The 16,458-nt window shown below is 40.0% G+C and carries 9 protein-coding genes; 5 read left to right on the top strand and 4 right to left on the bottom strand.

The features are described from left to right. Positions 1-65: 65 nt before the first annotated feature. The gene (locus DSM106972_RS45960; protein WP_127086976.1) at positions 66-3,278 is read right to left on the bottom strand and encodes a glycoside hydrolase family 15 protein; all 3,213 of its coding nucleotides are present in this window, start codon (positions 3,276-3,278) and stop codon (positions 66-68) included. A 1,173-nt stretch (positions 3,279-4,451) separates the two neighbouring features. Between DSM106972_RS45960 and mgtE the strand changes: the two genes are divergently transcribed. The 4 genes from mgtE to DSM106972_RS45980 all read left to right on the top strand — a co-directional run bounded on the left by mgtE (position 4,452) and on the right by DSM106972_RS45980 (position 9,950). Beyond that, positions 4,452-5,807, top strand: a complete 1,356-nt coding sequence (gene mgtE / locus DSM106972_RS45965) for a magnesium transporter (RefSeq protein ID WP_127086977.1) — start codon at positions 4,452-4,454, stop codon at positions 5,805-5,807. Positions 5,808-5,917: 110 nt separating this feature from the next. Then, the gene (locus tag DSM106972_RS45970) at positions 5,918-6,931 is read left to right on the top strand and encodes an aspartate carbamoyltransferase catalytic subunit (protein WP_127086978.1); all 1,014 of its coding nucleotides are present in this window, start codon (positions 5,918-5,920) and stop codon (positions 6,929-6,931) included. 217 nt (positions 6,932-7,148) lie between these two features. Further along, on the top strand, positions 7,149-7,265 hold the full coding sequence (locus tag DSM106972_RS45975; protein ID WP_083872187.1) for a photosystem II reaction center protein I: 117 nt from the start codon (positions 7,149-7,151) through the stop codon (positions 7,263-7,265). Positions 7,266-7,481: 216 nt separating this feature from the next. Next, positions 7,482-9,950 carry a DUF3769 domain-containing protein gene (locus DSM106972_RS45980; protein WP_127086979.1) on the top strand — a complete coding sequence of 823 codons (2,469 nt, stop codon included), beginning with the start codon at positions 7,482-7,484 and terminating at the stop codon, positions 9,948-9,950. Between the two features lie 13 nt (positions 9,951-9,963). Here the strand turns inward: DSM106972_RS45980 and DSM106972_RS45985 are convergent, their stop codons facing one another. The 3 genes from DSM106972_RS45985 to DSM106972_RS45995 form a co-directional block, all read right to left on the bottom strand. After that, a complete protein-coding gene (locus DSM106972_RS45985; protein WP_127086980.1) occupies positions 9,964-10,611 on the bottom strand; it encodes a hypothetical protein in 648 nt (215 codons plus the stop codon). 53 nt (positions 10,612-10,664) lie between these two features. Continuing rightward, positions 10,665-11,447: a heterocyst master regulator PatR gene (gene patR / locus DSM106972_RS45990; RefSeq protein ID WP_073618227.1), complete on the bottom strand. Its 783-nt coding sequence runs from the start codon at positions 11,445-11,447 to the stop codon at positions 10,665-10,667. Positions 11,448-11,734: 287 nt separating this feature from the next. After that, positions 11,735-13,141 (bottom strand): hypothetical protein, encoded by a 1,407-nt coding sequence (locus DSM106972_RS45995; RefSeq protein WP_127086981.1) that lies wholly within the window; start codon positions 13,139-13,141, stop codon positions 11,735-11,737. 198 nt (positions 13,142-13,339) lie between these two features. Between DSM106972_RS45995 and DSM106972_RS46000 the strand changes: the two genes are divergently transcribed. Continuing rightward, the gene (locus DSM106972_RS46000) at positions 13,340-16,411 is read left to right on the top strand and encodes an alpha-mannosidase (protein ID WP_127086982.1); all 3,072 of its coding nucleotides are present in this window, start codon (positions 13,340-13,342) and stop codon (positions 16,409-16,411) included. The last annotated feature ends 47 nt before the right edge of the window (positions 16,412-16,458 follow it).

Here is a 16,458-nt window from a genome sequence, read left to right on the forward strand (position 1 = left end):
GACATGAAAGCACAGGCAGATGCCCGTGCTATAAAGCCCCCCTTATTAAGGGGGGTTGGGGGGGATCAAACAGGAATAGCTTCGGCAAATTCAGTTAAGAACTTAAACGCTTTAACTATATGACCAGCACATTCTCTGGGCGAAGTACTGTAATAAGAACGCCAAGCAGAAGCTTTATCTTCGTCATACCTATCTCCACGTTCGGGTCGCATTTCTAACCAAGCTAACCTAACAGCGTGACCAATTAATACATCTAAAACTATGTAATCTTCAATCTGTAAGTTAGGGTTTTCTGATGCAATGGCGCCTAATTCAATGAGTGCTTCAATACACACCTGTCGATATTCAGGAGATTCGATTTTATTAAGTAAATGCTCTACTCGTAGTGCAAAGTTTTTCTCTCCTGCGGTCATTTCTGCTAACATTACTTCACTATCTAAACGGTTGCGACGTTCGAGCTTATCGCCAATTACTACACCTTTACAGTGTTGCATTAACAGCCAAACTTGTTTATAAAAGTATGAAGGTACACGTCCAGTTGAACCTTCTGCTTTACGAAAACGGCGCCAACCTCCTTCAGGGGGTTCAATTTCTTCAGTTATTGGTGATACTGCTAACCAATTAATTTCGCTTGCTTTTTGTTTAACGTGTAACGATTCTTGCTTACGCAAAACATTACTCATGCCTGAATATTCGAGCATCACCTTTCTAAGTCTACTTTTAACTTCAAATGGCGATAACCGCATTAATTGCTCGTATGCTTCGTCTTGAGTAATTACTAATTCACCCGCAATTTCACTTGTTAGTAGTAAAATCAAATACCCAACACGTACTGTTAATAAACCTTTGAATAATTCAGGTTCAGATTTAATTAAATTACTCAGGTAAATTAATATTTCCTGGGTGAGCATCCTATCACGAATATCCTCACGACAGAAGTTATTAATTTTTTCTACAATTTCGCTGTGAGATAAAGGAACTGTGATAAGTGAGTCTTCGGTGTATGCTTTTCCTACTGCTATTTGCTTACCACGCACAATTAGACTTGTTACCACATCTGATAAGCTAATATCCGCCATTTGCCGCAAACCCGCAGCACCTCGAACTACTGCCCATAATCCCAATTCAGCAGCTTTCGTATAAACTTCGTCGAGCAAATCGCTAACCGTAACGCGCGTGTTTTCACCTCCAAACCCAGTATCAAATTCAAGTCCTTTCAAACTGGCAAGTGTTTGTAATAACTCAACTTGCTCGTAAATATTTTGTGAGGACTGTAAAGACGACAGCAGTTTTTCTAAATTTGCTTCGTACTCCATTTGAAATTCTTGCGTGTTTCTCAACTGCCAATTTTTGTCAACACTAAATGTTAGGTAAGTGCAACGCGGTAGAGCATTTTGAACGGAGGAATGCAAAAAGTCAAAGTATTGTAAATAATCTATACGCTCGATGGCGCCTGTTAATGTCAATTGATTGAGTTTTCCTAGCTTAACTCTAACTCCATTACAAACACCTTCTTTAAGCTCCTGCATTAATTCGAGTAATGCCTCGCTACCCACTTCTAACATTGTGTGTGTCAGCATTAAAGTTAAAGTTGGGCGCCCTAAATCGTTCCAGTATTTTTGGATATAAGCTAGTTCGCTACGAAATTGGTCTACCAAAAAATGATAGTCCAAGGTTAAATAAAATTGCTGTGAGTCTAAGAAAGATGGTAAAAATACTACCATCTCACCATTTAAACGGAAAAAGCGTGAAGTCGTCAAACTACGAGGACGACGCGGTGGGCGCCCAGTTAATGCCAGCTTATCGTTACGCCCTATTTGTGTATAAATGGCTATCAAATCTTCGGATTCGCGAACTTGTGTTGGCGCCACTTGCTTTGGCGTTTGCGTCTCGATACCGTAAACTTTGAGTTTATCTTGCAAATCTTCATCAGAAGCTAATAAAGCAATTTGCACAAGCGCTTCCCTAGTTTTACCCATTGTTAAGTGTCTGCCCAATGGGTCAATGTCACCAACCGCTATAAACCCTTCGCTAAGAAGTTTACCCAAATAGTACAAACTTTGCGCCCAAACCAAGGGCACATTTTCATTCGGTAAACGTTGCTGTGACTGCGGTTGTGCTTTTTCAGCTTCTATATGTTCTTGAGGTACATAGTAAAGTTCAGGCAGTAACTTTATACCATCGCGCTCAACCAGCAAAGTATCTAAACTATTTAGGTAAAATTCAACTTGTTCGTTGTCACCTCTAAATAACCCATCTAATACAAGATAAGTAAAAAATAAAGGCCATTCGCACTCAATATTTTCAAATTGCTTCAACTCCCAAGGTTCGTAGTGTAAACGGTGGGTGTCTTCTAAAACCGTTTGATGTCCATCACGCAAGAAACGCTTACAGCCATACTTACCCCCTAGCTTGTTGATAATATCGTTACGAGTCCGGTCACGTAAATCTAAATTTTCTACTGCAAAAGCTGGGAAACTAATCACGCTTAGTAATGCTGCATCAATTTCTTTAGAAGCTGACTCGCGTGGTAATAAAGATTCTAATGTAATACGAGCACGTGCAATTTCATCAGGTAGGGCGTGAATTACCGATGCTTGAGAACCTTTAACACCAAATAAATCAAGTCCATTTATTGCTTCTAAGGCAGCTTTCGCCATTCCTACAGAGCTAGCATTCAATTCAGCGTTGCCGTGATTGATTTTATTACCTCGTTCCCAAATTCCATAGTCGGGTGTACGATAAGCGCGTCCGATATAATAAACCAAATTCTGGACAAAATTAACTTCATCGAGCGTATAAATTATCTGTAACCCCGATGCGGTCATTTGCGCTAACATCAACAAAAATATTGATGTTGCATCAAGCTGTAGGTGTCCCCACTCGTCGTCACCAACTACGATATCTCCGGTGGTGGTATTGTATTTTGCGTGCAGTGCATCTAATGGTGACTGCGTGTGTTTAAATTGTTCCACCTTATTCGCTTGTCGCATCATCGCAAACAACAAGCCACGCATCAATTTAACCGTGCTAAATTCGAGTTCGTAAGTACGTCCGTTATCGTCATCGAGTTTCCGATACGCTAACCCTAAACCCCAAACCGCTAAAATACTATAAACATTATCGCGCACCCATGCATCGGTATAATCACCATGAGCAGTAATTGCTGTGCTTGCTGGCAGCAAACCTGTAATTGGATTTTGACGACTGAGAATAATCGTCTTTATTTGCTGGTAATAATATTCAAGACGAGTTTGCAGTTGCGAAGCAGTCTTCATAAAGTTAATGCGGGGATAACCAGAAAGGTGTTTAATCCTGTAGCTATTACGTTCTTTATAATGTAACGTTTTGTCACAAGTTCCGCACAAAGAAGGCGCCTTCTGTGCTACAGAAATTAAGTGTTAACTTTATTATCTACCGTTGGCGCCTCTTAAGTCGATATCTTAGAAACCGGGTTTCTATGTTGAGAAACCCGGTTTCTTGAAATCTTTACAAAATAGTATAAAAGTTATCTGTATTTTTATGTGCAATCTGATATTAATCAGAATATAGCTATAACTTTTATCGGGCTGATTAATACCATTTCAAAGGCTAAACTTAAAATGCTTCTACATCTACCAATCTTAATTAATTTAGTCATTGCCAACCAATACACTACATAATATTCAGTTGGTAATCATCAAGTTTGCATGGTTATTTAATAGCCCTCTTATTTTTGATAAGTGGGTTTACTTGTATAAATTATTACCTGTTGACGAGTTTGTAAAAATAGTTTAACTTCAGGACTAAAGCTGCTATCGTGTCATTTAACAGGTCGATGCATAAAATTGCGTTAATTTCGAGCGGCGCCACAACACATTAGCTGATATAAAGGAGTTTACAGTTTTCGGTGTCAATACCTTTAGGGAATAGTAGTAAATCTACCGAATTTGAGAAGACTAAACCTACCATAATTCGATTAAATTGTCTTAAAGGCTAAAAATAGTGGTTCAGATTCGGTAGAAGTTCATACTTAATCAAACCGATTGGTGAAATGGTGCTGTAATTAAATAAATTGCAGTAGTATCACTTACATTAGTTTTGGGTTTTTGTACTGAGAACTACTTCCTAAAGTCTTATAGCTTCTGATTTACACATTTTGAACATCAATTTATCAGTTTGCTTGACACAGATAAGGATAGTAGTAAAATTTACTCAACTCCAATACATGTCAGGGTAGTATCGTTCGCACAGCACTTTGGGTTGTGGGCAAATGTTACTCTTCATAAAAAAAGGCATCTACCGGATTTTAGTATTCCGGGCTAGTATTATGACTTAGCGATGCCCAATTTTGGATATCGATGTTGATTTCTTAAGGATTTATGGACAAAAGTCCGCAAGATGGCAGTACAACCCTCCTCTAAGCTTCGGAGAACTATCTCCCAGCGCGGGGGAGATATTAGGAGGTTAATATGCTTTTAGAAGATGCTCGCAATTCAGTAGTTGACGTTGCTGACTTGAACCAGCTCAAGCATGAATTAAATCGTTTGCAACCTGTAGACGTGGGTGACTATATCACGCAATTACCCGAAAAACAGCGTGCTATAGCTTTCCGTTTGCTCAATAAAAGTCAAGCAATTGATGTCTTTGAATATTTACCTCCAGAGGTGCAAGAAGAACTTATTGATTCTTTGCATGATGCTCAGGTGGTACAACTTGTTGAAGAAATGAGTCCAGACGACCGTGCGGAATTATTTGATGAACTCCCAGCAAAGGTTGTGAAGCGGTTACTACAACAACTTAGTACCGAGCAAAGACAAGCAACTGCCACTCTTCTTGGATACCCAGAAGGAACTGCTGGACGGGTGATGACAACCGAGTATGTTTGGTTGCGTGAAGGGTTAACAATTGGTGAAGCGTTGAGCAAAATTCGGCGCCAAGACGAAGACAAAGAAACGATTTACTATGCTTACGTCACCGACGACAACCGTAAACTCGTGCGAGTTGTGTCATTGCGGCAGTTATTGTTCACTTTTCCCGATGTTCTGATACGAGAAATTGCTAGCGACAGAGTTATTAAAGTTCAAACCGAAACTCCTCAAGAAGAAGTCGCGCGAATCATGAAGCGCTATGACTTAATCGCTATACCAGTAGTTGACCGCGAAGAACGACTCGTAGGTATCATCACGATTGACGACGTGATTGATATTTTGGAAGAAGAAGCAACTGAGGATATCCAAAAGTTAGCGGGTGTTAGTGGTGGTGATGATGGAGCACTGGCGCCTCCCTTAATGACAATTCGCAAGCGCTTACCCTGGCTTTTAGCAATTATGGCTTTGTATATCGGCGCCTCAAGCGCAATTGCACCGTTTCAACCAGTAATTGCATCAGTACCTCTGTTAGCGGTAATTATGCCTTTATTCTCTAATACAGGTGGAACGGTTGGTGTTCAAGCTTTGACAGTCACAATTCGAGGACTCGGTATTGGAGAAGTTACTCCTAAAGATACTCTGAAGATTCTTAAAAAAGAATTGACGGCAGGTCTAGGAACCGCACTCGCATTGGGCACAACAATGGTATTGCTATCAATGATTTGGGCATCTCCCAGCGAAAGATGGGTTGGAGTCATCGCGGGAATGGTTATGGCTACTAATACTCTAGTCGCTGTAACGTTAGGCACCTTTTTACCAATGGGTTTAAAGCGACTAAAACTTGACCCAGCACTAATTAGTGGACCTCTCGTAACTACAATGCTTGACGCAATTGGATTTATGATTTTCTTATCGCTAATTTCGTTCGCTTTGAATGTTCTTCATTTACAGCACTAAAAGGATTTTGGATTTTGGATTTTGGATTTTGGATTAAATTAATAATCTAATAACCCAATAATCTAAAATCTAAAATCTGAAATCTAAAATGGAAAGCTTTATAGCTATTTATGCCTACTAGCACCTGGAATCGTCATCACATTCTCTCTTTAGCAGATTTTACTCCTGTAGAATATGATGCAGTTTTACAAACTGCCGCCAGCTTTCGAGAAGTTTTATCACGCAGAACTAAGAAAGTACCAACTTTGCAAGGACAAGTTGTTGCGAATTTGTTTTTTGAGCCATCTACTCGCACTCGCAGCAGTTTTGAGTTAGCAGCAAAGCGTTTATCTGCTGATACGCTAAATTTTACCAGTGCTACTTCTTCGATGACGAAAGGAGAAACTATTCTCGACACTGCAAAAACTTATTTGGCGATGGGATGCGACATTATGGTTATTCGTCATACCAGCGCAGGTGTCCCAAATGCTGTAGCTCTAGAAATGGATCGTCTTGGTGAACGTGTCAGTGTTTTAAATGCTGGTGATGGTCAACACGAACATCCATCTCAAGGATTACTCGATTTATTTACTATTTGTAGCCTTATTGACCCGCTTCAACCTCGACTCGAACTTTTAAAAGATAAAAAAATTGCCATCGTTGGTGATATTTTACACTCACGTGTTGCACGCTCGAATATTTGGAGTCTAACTGCAAGCGGCGCCGAGGTTCATCTTGCAGCACCCCCAACACTTTTACCCAAATTATTTGCTGAATATATTAACGACGGTGAAGCAAGTGGACTGGATGGGCGCCGCAAATTATTTATACATTGGCACTTAGAGCCAGCACTACGCGATGCTGACTTTGTAATGACATTGCGTCTACAAAAAGAACGCATGACCGCTCATTTATTACCGAGTTTGCGTGAATACCACCAAATGTTTGGAATCACACGCTCAAAACTCAAATGGTGTAAGCCAAATGTAAAAGTATTACATCCAGGGCCAGTCAACCGAGGTGTCGAAATTAGCTCGGATTTAATGGACGACCCAGAATTTAGCTTAATTCAAACCCAAGTAACTAGCGGTGTTGCTGTTCGCATGGCACTACTTTATTTAATCGGTAGTGGTAAAGCTGTTTGACGGAAACATCTACAATCATCAAGCGTCAATACAGCTATGAGTTTAATCAATCCAATTAAAGCAAAACTTTAATTGGAAGCGCATCAGAGAAACCTGGTTTCTGAGTTTCTGAGTAACAGGCGACAAAACTAGCTGAGATTTCGGTAAGATAGAGAAGCTATATTTTTCTGCATCGCAGGTAAAACCAGCAACTGCCGCATATCCCAAGGAATCTCTCATGGTAACTTTAAAAATCGCCGTTTATATTGTTGTTACTTTCTTTGTACTGCTTTTCGTGTTTGGATTCTTATCGAATGACCCTTCTCGCAACCCCGGACGTCGGGATTTCGAGTAATGTCCCGATAATTAATCAAAGCACCCGCATTTTATGGAACGCGCTATGTTTCGTTTAACCATAAAATGCGGGCCTACGGCACTGCCTTGTAAAACAGATGGCTTGCCAATGAGCGGCAGCACATGTAAAAGTCTTTGATGTCGGAAGATTATACGCGCTCAGTTTGAGTCGTACTTCCGGCTTATAGTTGACTCTCTATAAGCTTACGTATGCTATATGCTTCATCCCGTTCTGCCGCCTTCGCAACCTCCTGTCCAAAATTTATTAGATAATAGTAATTCTCAAAATATCAGTACTAGTAAGGCGCCAGTTAAAATCGCCCTCAATGATAATAATCATAGTACAAAAAAACAGGCTAACTCATCTTCGCTCTCTGAAAACGCTTCTAAGAGTCTAGTTGCCCAAACCCCTGCTAAACCAACTCAACCAGAAAAATTACCACCTGAACTGACACCACCATCTACATCACAAGGTGCCGAAGTGCTGGGGTCTGGATTAACAGTTGGGTATTCGATGCAGCCAGATATTAATCAAGATGTTAATCAAACTGTTGCTAAAAGTCGTAATTTATCACAGCCTCAAGCATCCGCATTAGTAAAGCAATTAACAAAACCCTCACAATCAAACAATCAGCCCAGTACAAACGTTTCAAGTAGCACATTTCCATCAAGTCAACCACCTTTAAACTTTGAGTTTTACGCCCAAAATCAGCAAAATTCGCCTTCAACAATCGAATTTAAGTCCCGTCAAAATAACCAATCTACACCAACAAGTCCTCCACAGGCGCCACAACCATCCCCAACACCAAATCAAACACCCCAAACTACACGAAGAGTTATAGAAGTAGTTGCCGACCGTCAGGAGTATGACGAACAACGTCGAGTTGTGACGGCAGAGGGTAATGTAGTTGTAAGGTTTGATGGGGCAGTAATTGATGCTGACCGCTTGCAGGTAAATTTAGATAATTTAATCGCGGTTGGGGATGGTAATGTAGCACTAACGCGCGGAGACCAAGTACTGCGGGGACAGCGATTTACGTATAATTTTGTTCAAGATGATGGCGAACTAGAACGTGGTAGTGGTGAAATTTTCATTCCAACTGCTGGAACTGACTTTGCATTTGCAGCACCAGGTACAGCAACGAGTGCATCACTGGGAGTGCAAAGCAGACCTTTGAGTGACCGCATTCGTCAAAATCAACCCTTAACAGGTGTAGGAAGTCCTGGGGGTATTGATATTGGTGTTGGTACTTCCGCTAATGCTGCTAATATTCAGGCGCCAGGTACAGGTGGACAAGTACGACGAGTTCGCTTTGAAGCAGCGCAAATTAGTTTTTATCCACGTGGTTTGCAAGCACGCGATGTCACATTGACAAATGACCCGTTTTCACCACCTGAACTAGAACTGCGTGCCGATAAACTGACTTTAACGCGAGAGGCGCCACAGCGAGACAGAATAAGAACACAAGGACAACGGTTAGTCTTTGACCAACGCACAACTATACCAATTCCTAGAAATGAGCAGGTAATTGACCGTAGAGAACGCGATGTTCCACTAATTGCATCAATTGGATATGACGGTGAACAACGTGGTGGTATATTTGTCGAGCGAAGCTTTGAAGCATTTAGTTCTGATACGTCTAGTTTCACAATAACACCACAGTTTTATGCTCAAAAGGCAATAACTGGAAGCGATAATTTTGCTTCGCTGTTTGGTCTAAAATCTCGGCTTAATGCTGTTTTGAGTCCTACAAGTCGCTTTGAAGGAAATGCCAGATTTGAGACTTTAGACTTCAGTAAAATTGAGGATACTTTTCGGGCTAATTTGCGATACCAGCAAGCACTCGGCGCCCAAAACCCGCATATTCTTAACTTAGAATACAGCTACCGCGATAGATTCTATAACGGAACGCTGGGTTTTCAACGAGTGCAAAGCAGTTTAGGAGGTGTACTTCTATCGCCTGTTATACCTTTAGGCAAAAGTGGTATAAATTTGACCTATCAAGCCAGCGCTCAATTAATTGATGCAAATACAGATAGATTAGACCTTTTGGTAGCCAGACGCGATAATGACCGCATTTCTTTAGGACGATTTCAAACTAATGCCAGACTCTTTGGTGGGTTGCCTTTATGGAGAGGACAAGCGTTACCTCCTACACCAACTGAAGGTTTGCGCTATACACCTAACCCACTTGTACCTTACATAACCGCTTACGGTGAACTTAATGGTACGACTAGCTTTTATACCAGCGGTAATAATCAAAGCACTTTACTTGCTACCGCTGGTATACAAGGACAATTTGGCAATTTTTCCAAACCCTTTTTAGATTACACAGCCTTTAATGTTAGCTATACTCAAGGTTTAAATAACGGTTTGTCGCCGTTTCTATTTGACCGTGCAGTTGATAACAAAGTACTAAACCTAGGTGTGGTTCAACAAATTTACGGACCATTCCGACTTGGGCTTCAAACCTCAATCAACCTTGACAATGGGCAAAGTCTTAGCACCGAATATTCGTTAGAATACAGTCGTCGTACTTACGGTATTACGCTACGCTACAATCCTGTTCAAGAATTAGGAGGCATTAGTTTCCGCATTAGTGACTTTAACTGGACTGGTGGTACTGACCCATTTTCTGATCCGACTGAGGTTAAACCAGTAGTTGGTGGTGTGGAGCAGCGATAAAGTGTTTTTTATATCATTCGTTTAACTCTTTTTTAAGTAAATCTGCTCGACAACATCCCCATCGCCAAGGATGTCTTTGTTCTTTGTTGGTATGGGAATAACTAGCCCAAACGCTACCATCGGCAGCTTCGTATATAAACTTAATTGCTACAACGTATTCGCCATAATTGGCAGTTGTAACTTTGACTTGTTCTCCAACAATAAATGTTTCTCCACTGCTTATGGTCACTTCCTCTAAATTCTTGTATGGAGGTGGTTGTGGCTTTTTAAGCTGCGGTTTTTGAAATGCTGGTTTTGGCGGTCTATCTTCTTGGTTTTCTGTAACTTCTTTCTGCACCGAAGCCGACTCAGAAGGCGCCTGGGATAGGGGTGTAAGCTCTTTTTCTAGAGCCGACTCAGGGCGCTTTAAGTTCGTTTGTGTAGCTTCGCGAACAGAAGTAGACTCCGACTGAGTTTCAGATGGCGGTGCAACTTCTTCAGTCTTTTTAGGTTTGATGCCTAGTAATTTTTGCGAGTCTGGTGGCGGACTTGTTTTTTCTGCGTCAGCCAACACATCCTGCTGAGGTCTTTTAGGTTTAATACTCAACAGTTGCTGCTCCGGTGCGGAAGGAGTTTCTGGTTGAGAGGAGTCTTTATTGGATTTTGATTTTGATTTAGGCATACCGAAGGATAATGCTACTTACAATTACTGCTGCTAACCGTTCTTTTTTTATTTTAAGGCTGTGGTTTTTTAAGGACAGGTGGTTGTGTTGGACCACTTGGACCATTAGAACCTGGGCCTTTTTTGGGAAAAGGTTTTTTGGAGGCGCCATCTGGTGGACGACGATAACCTCCTCCTCTATTTTTATCAAAGGGTTTGCGTCCAAAACCTCCTGGTCTTCCTGGAGGCGCCAGTGATGCAATATTTTCGGCTGACTGAATCACTAAATCGGTACCCACACGTTTGACCTTGAACTCCCAAAAGTTTTTTGCAGCTTTGGGTGGCAAATATCCCAGTAGTTTAAGCTTGAAGTATTTTGGCACATCATCAGGTTGAAGCGCAGCCCGTTGTATCTTAACTACTATTAAGCCTTTTTGGTTTTCTTGAAAAACTACTTCCCCTTGTATCGAAAATTCATCTGCTTTATATAGCAAGTCTGTTTTTTCCAATTCTGGATGAAGAGTTTCTGGTTCCCAAATACCGGCTATCTGTACGTGTAGAGGTATAGGAGATTCTTCTTTAGGGGTTTTTGGGTAAACTACCCACAAATGTTCTTTCTCCAAATCGACGATTGACGATTTTACCAAACCAAGGACTTTACCCTTAACAACCGCGTCGATAATTGTACCGTCAGGTGCAAGCAATATTCCCTTGTTGATTTCTTCAGCGCTAGGAGTGTATTTTCCCCACAATAAGCCAATAGCTCGATACTGCTGTGGCTGAGTTGGCTTTGGAATTGGTTGAGATAATGGTGGGTTGGAAGCTGGTGGCGAGGTCTCGGTAGTAGTATCACTCATGTTACAATCTCATCAAAGTATACGAAATAAGCATTGTTATTGTTACATTGAACAATGCTTTTCTCTTCAAATTGTCAAAGTTATTTATAATACTGCATTCACAATATATTACGCAAGTAGATTTACAATTATTGTAGAAAAGCATTTGAAATACATTCTACGCCTTGCATAGATAAACGTTACTTGTTAACTCATCGCTCTGTATCTCACTTGTGTTGGCATGTTTATAAAAATATAAAAACAATATTAGGTCATTTGTTGGCTACATATTTAGTTAACTTCTAATTTTACGTGAAGATTTGCTGAATTAACTTAAGTATTCTTACGAATTTATCCTCTAACCACAGCATCAAATTATCCAGCCACTCCAAAATCGTTTCCAAGATATGTTTCTCGTACCTGACGCTCGTTGCTCTAATTTCCACAAATTCAGGTTTATCATCCGAAGTAGGTATTTGATCAGCTTGTTTTATGTTAACCCTGTCTATAAGATTCAAAATTAGAGTATCTGATTCGACTTGTTGAGTTATAGCAGGTTTTTTAGGGTTATGAGTTAAATTACCCTTTATGTAACTGCTCTTAACCATTTGACTAACTTTTCGCGTCGCTGGTTGTTCATCATGACAAGATTGATTTAATAATCTTTGGCTTGCGCTAAAAGTTAGACGCTTACTAGTTGAGACTGCTTGATTTTCACTCCGTAGCTCTTCTCCAAACAAATCGTCAAATGTCAACCATAAGTCTTCAGTTTCGTCTGCTACCTGCTTTAACTTTGGTAATGTTGCGTTATATGACGGATATAATTGATTATTTGTAACTTCGCCATATTGACTATTAACTGTAGATTTGACAAAAAAATGATTAATGGCATTCATGACGAGCGTGCCAATGGATGCTACTAAGCTTTGATTTTGATTATGGCGCCTCACTGTCAACATACTCGATTCGAGGTGAGCAACAAAAGTATCTAGACCAGATATATATGATTGTGTAGATAATTGTGTAACAATTTCTTGATTTTGTTCCGAGTTGTGTTCAGTTGGAATTATATTGCCGCCTGTTAACTTATGTAGTAATTGGTCTATTTCAGGTAAGAAATTTTTGTTAGACTGTACTTGCGTGCCAGATAAATGCCATAATCGCCAATACTCCACTACCTCTGCCACTATTTTATCTTGTATCATTTGCTGCTGCTTTAAAGTGAGTATATCAAGCACTTTATTATCTTCTGTTACCAATACTATATGTTTATTTCCTAAATGAGTTGCAATTCCTTGCACTTTTGATAAATACCCTTTTACTGTATCATTTGTTTCTAATTGCTGATGATATTTTACGTAATCTAATTTTTCTGGTACAGAATTTGTACTTTTTTGAGGGCGTGATGGTATTTTTTTTACCATTTCTAGCATATGGACAATTGCTATATCAGAATCAAGAGTATTTTTGTTCTCAATAGTATTATTGTCTGAGTTTAACTGCCTCTGTTGCGGCGCCTCTGCGTGTCGAAGTTGTTTATCAGCAGAATTTACAGCTTTCTGAATTAGTGCAAATACAGGATAAAGTAATGCTTCTAACGACCAATTAGCACCAACTCGTATTGTGCGCCAAGTGCGGAGCGCCGAGTCACCGAAACGCTGCGACTGGCGGGAGAAAAAGTTAAAAAGCCTGCTTTGATAGCGACTGGAAGTCATGATAAAAATGGAAACTGTAAACGACTGGCAGAAAATAAGCGTGATTGGTCAAACTGAAACCATACTACCTGTATTAAATAGCTTTTATAACCAAAATTTAAAATACGTAAATACTTAATAGGTGTTAAAAAAGCATACATATTAGATCCAGGATGAAATCTTTATTCAAGTTAAAGACTGAAATATAGTAGCTCAAATATGACTCCTCAAAACCCTGCAATTGATACCAAATCAATTATCACCGCAATTGATAACCTCCGCGCCCTATGCCAAACCGAGGTTCAAGCTGCTTGGCGATATTCACTTTTAGATTTGACGGCAAATCAGGTATTTCAAGAAGATATATCAAAATGGGATGGCGCTAGTACTAACGATAAAGGACATATTGCTTGGGAATCTGGACGCAGGATTTTATGGTTAGCGCAGAAAATTACTGTTCCCGAATGTTTGGTGCCAAGCTATTCACTACAAGGAAAGTCGTTACGTTTAGCTTTGGTATGGTGGGCAGAAGATGTGCAAGTTTATGTTAATGGTAAACTTGTTGCCGCCGGAGATTTATTTGACTTTTCACCACGTATACTGTTATCGGAAGCAGTTACAGGTGGCGATGATTTTATTGTAGCGCTGCGCTTAGTTAGTCCGTTGCATGACTCCGGCGCCTTGATGCGTTCTCATCTCGTTTTTGAGTCTGGTACTGCTGATGACCCCGGTTTCGTCGCTTCGGAGATTGCTGTTGTTAAACAATATTTAGAAACTTTTGCACCTGATAGGTTATCTGTTTTGGCTGAAGCTGTTAATGAGTTTTACCACGGAGACACTCTTGACACAGAGAGAGGGTATCTTAAAGTATCGGGGGATTTTAAATCTAAAACAATATATCTCCTCGGTCACGCGCATTTGGACATGGCCTGGTTATGGCAAGTTGAAGAAACTTGGCGCGCTGCACAAAATACTTTTGAGTCAGTATTAAAGTTACAGCAAGATTTTGCTGATTTGGTTTTTTGTCACTCAACTCCCGCTTTGTATGCTTGGGTAGAAGAAAATCGTCCTGATTTATTTGCTCAGATTCAATCTCAAGTTAAAGCTGGTAAATGGGAAGTTTTAGGTGGCTTTTGGGTCGAACCTGATTTAAATTTGATTTCTGGAGAGTCAATAGTTCGACAGCTTCTTTATGGGCAGCGTTACACCCAAGAAAAGTTTGGCAAAATTTCTCCTATTGTCTGGGTACCCGATACTTTTGGTTTTTGCTGGACATTACCACAGTTTATGGTTTCTGCTGGTATTGAATATTTTGTGACTCAGAAATTACGGTGGAATGACACTACCAAATTTCAGAAAGGCGCCTTTTTATGGCGTTCTCCTGATGGTAGTGAGATATTTAGTTATATGTCAGGACTTATTGGGGAAGGTATTGACCCAGAAAAAATGGCTGCGTATAGCTGTGAGTGGGAAACTCAAACGGGTATAAAAGACGCACTTTGGCTTCCTGGTGTTGGCGACCACGGTGGTGGACCTACTCGTGATATGTTGGAAATCGCTCAACGCTGGCAAAAATCTCAGGTTTTCCCAAATTTAGAATTTACTACTGCCGAAAATTATTTACGTCACATTAACTCAGCACTCAGTACTCAGCACTCAGCACTTTCAACTTGGAACGATGAATTATATTTGGAATTTCATCGTGGTTGTTATACTACACATGCCGACCAAAAACGCTTCAACCGAAAGTGTGAGATTTTATTATATGAGGCAGAAATTTTTGCTGCATGGGCAAATATTCACTGTGGAGTGAAATATCCAAAAGCTGAACTGGAAACTGCTTGGAAAAAGTTATTATTCAACCAGTTCCACGATATATTACCTGGTTCATCAATTACCGAAGTTTATACTGACGCACTACCCGAATGGCAAGAAGTTGAAAGAGTCGGAACTGAGATTTTACATAAATCTTTACACGAAATTGCACTTCAGGCGCCTTTACCTACACCACCACACAAAGACGCTAAACCGATTTTTGTTTTTAATTCCCTAAACTGGTCACGTACTGAAGTTGTTTGTGTAGACTTACCCGAATCTTTTTCTTTTGCTTGTGTTTATTCTTCAGACGGTATAATACCTTCGCAAAGCAACTCATCTAAACTATTATTCCTTGCTGAAAATATACCCTCTCTTGGTTACAGTATTTTTTGGCTTTGCCCAAGTACATCTAAAAATACTATTACATCAGAGCCTCAAACATTTTCTCTAGAAAATGAATATCTGCGGGTAGTTGTCAATGAAAACAGTGGAGATTTAGATAGTATATACGACCTAGTTAATCAAAAAGAAATTCTTAATGGTGCCGGAAATCAACTCCAAAGCTGGAAAGATAGTGGTCAATATTGGGATGGTTGGAATATAGACCCAAATTATGCACAGCATCCTTTACCAGCTACCCAGTTAAAATTTGTAGAATGGCTTGATAAAGGTATAATTCAATCTCGTCTACGTGTAGTTCGCACCCTTGGAAATTCTGAATTTTGCCAAGATTATATTTTAGATAAAGGTTCTAGGTATCTCAAAATAGCAACGCAGGTCAATTGGCAAGAACGTCACGTTTTAGTTAAAGCTGCTTTTTCTATAAGCATTGAATCAGATTTTGCCACTTACGAAATACCTTGTGGCGCCATTCAGCGTACAACAAAACCCCAAACACCTGAAGAAAAAGCGAAATGGGAAGTACCAGCATTAAAATGGGCTGATTTAACTACCTCGAATTCATACGGAGTTAGTTTATTGAACGATTGTAAATATGGCTACGATGCAACACCAAATCAACTTCGATTAACTTTACTGCGAGGTTCCGAATGGCCAGACTCTGAAGCTGATAAAGGAATGCATGAATTTACGTATGCTGTGTATCCTCATGCAGGTAGTTGGGAAGAAGCGCAAACAGTACAAAAAGGGTATGAATTAAATGCTCCCTTACAAGTTATTATCCGTGACGATGTTACATCTGACTTAACGTCAACTCAAGACAGCCTTAGCTTTTTAAACCTAGAAAGCGAAAACCTAATTTTAATGGCATTTAAACAAGCTGAAGACTCAGATGCGTGGATACTTCGATGCTACGAATGTAACGGGAAAGAAACACAAATACAGTTACACAGTGATTTGGGTGTAATCTTGGAAGAGGCGCCTGTCGATTTATTAGAACGTCCTTTACACAATACTGAGTCATCAATCAAACCCTGGAAAATCAACACTTACAAAGTCAGATTTTCAAAGTAAAATCTTTCTTGTGGAATAGATTTTATTGTGGAATGGGCATCCTTGCC

It is taken from the genome of Dulcicalothrix desertica PCC 7102 (genome assembly GCF_003991905.1).
Classification (GTDB): Bacteria; Cyanobacteriota; Cyanobacteriia; order Cyanobacteriales; family Nostocaceae; genus Dulcicalothrix; species Dulcicalothrix desertica.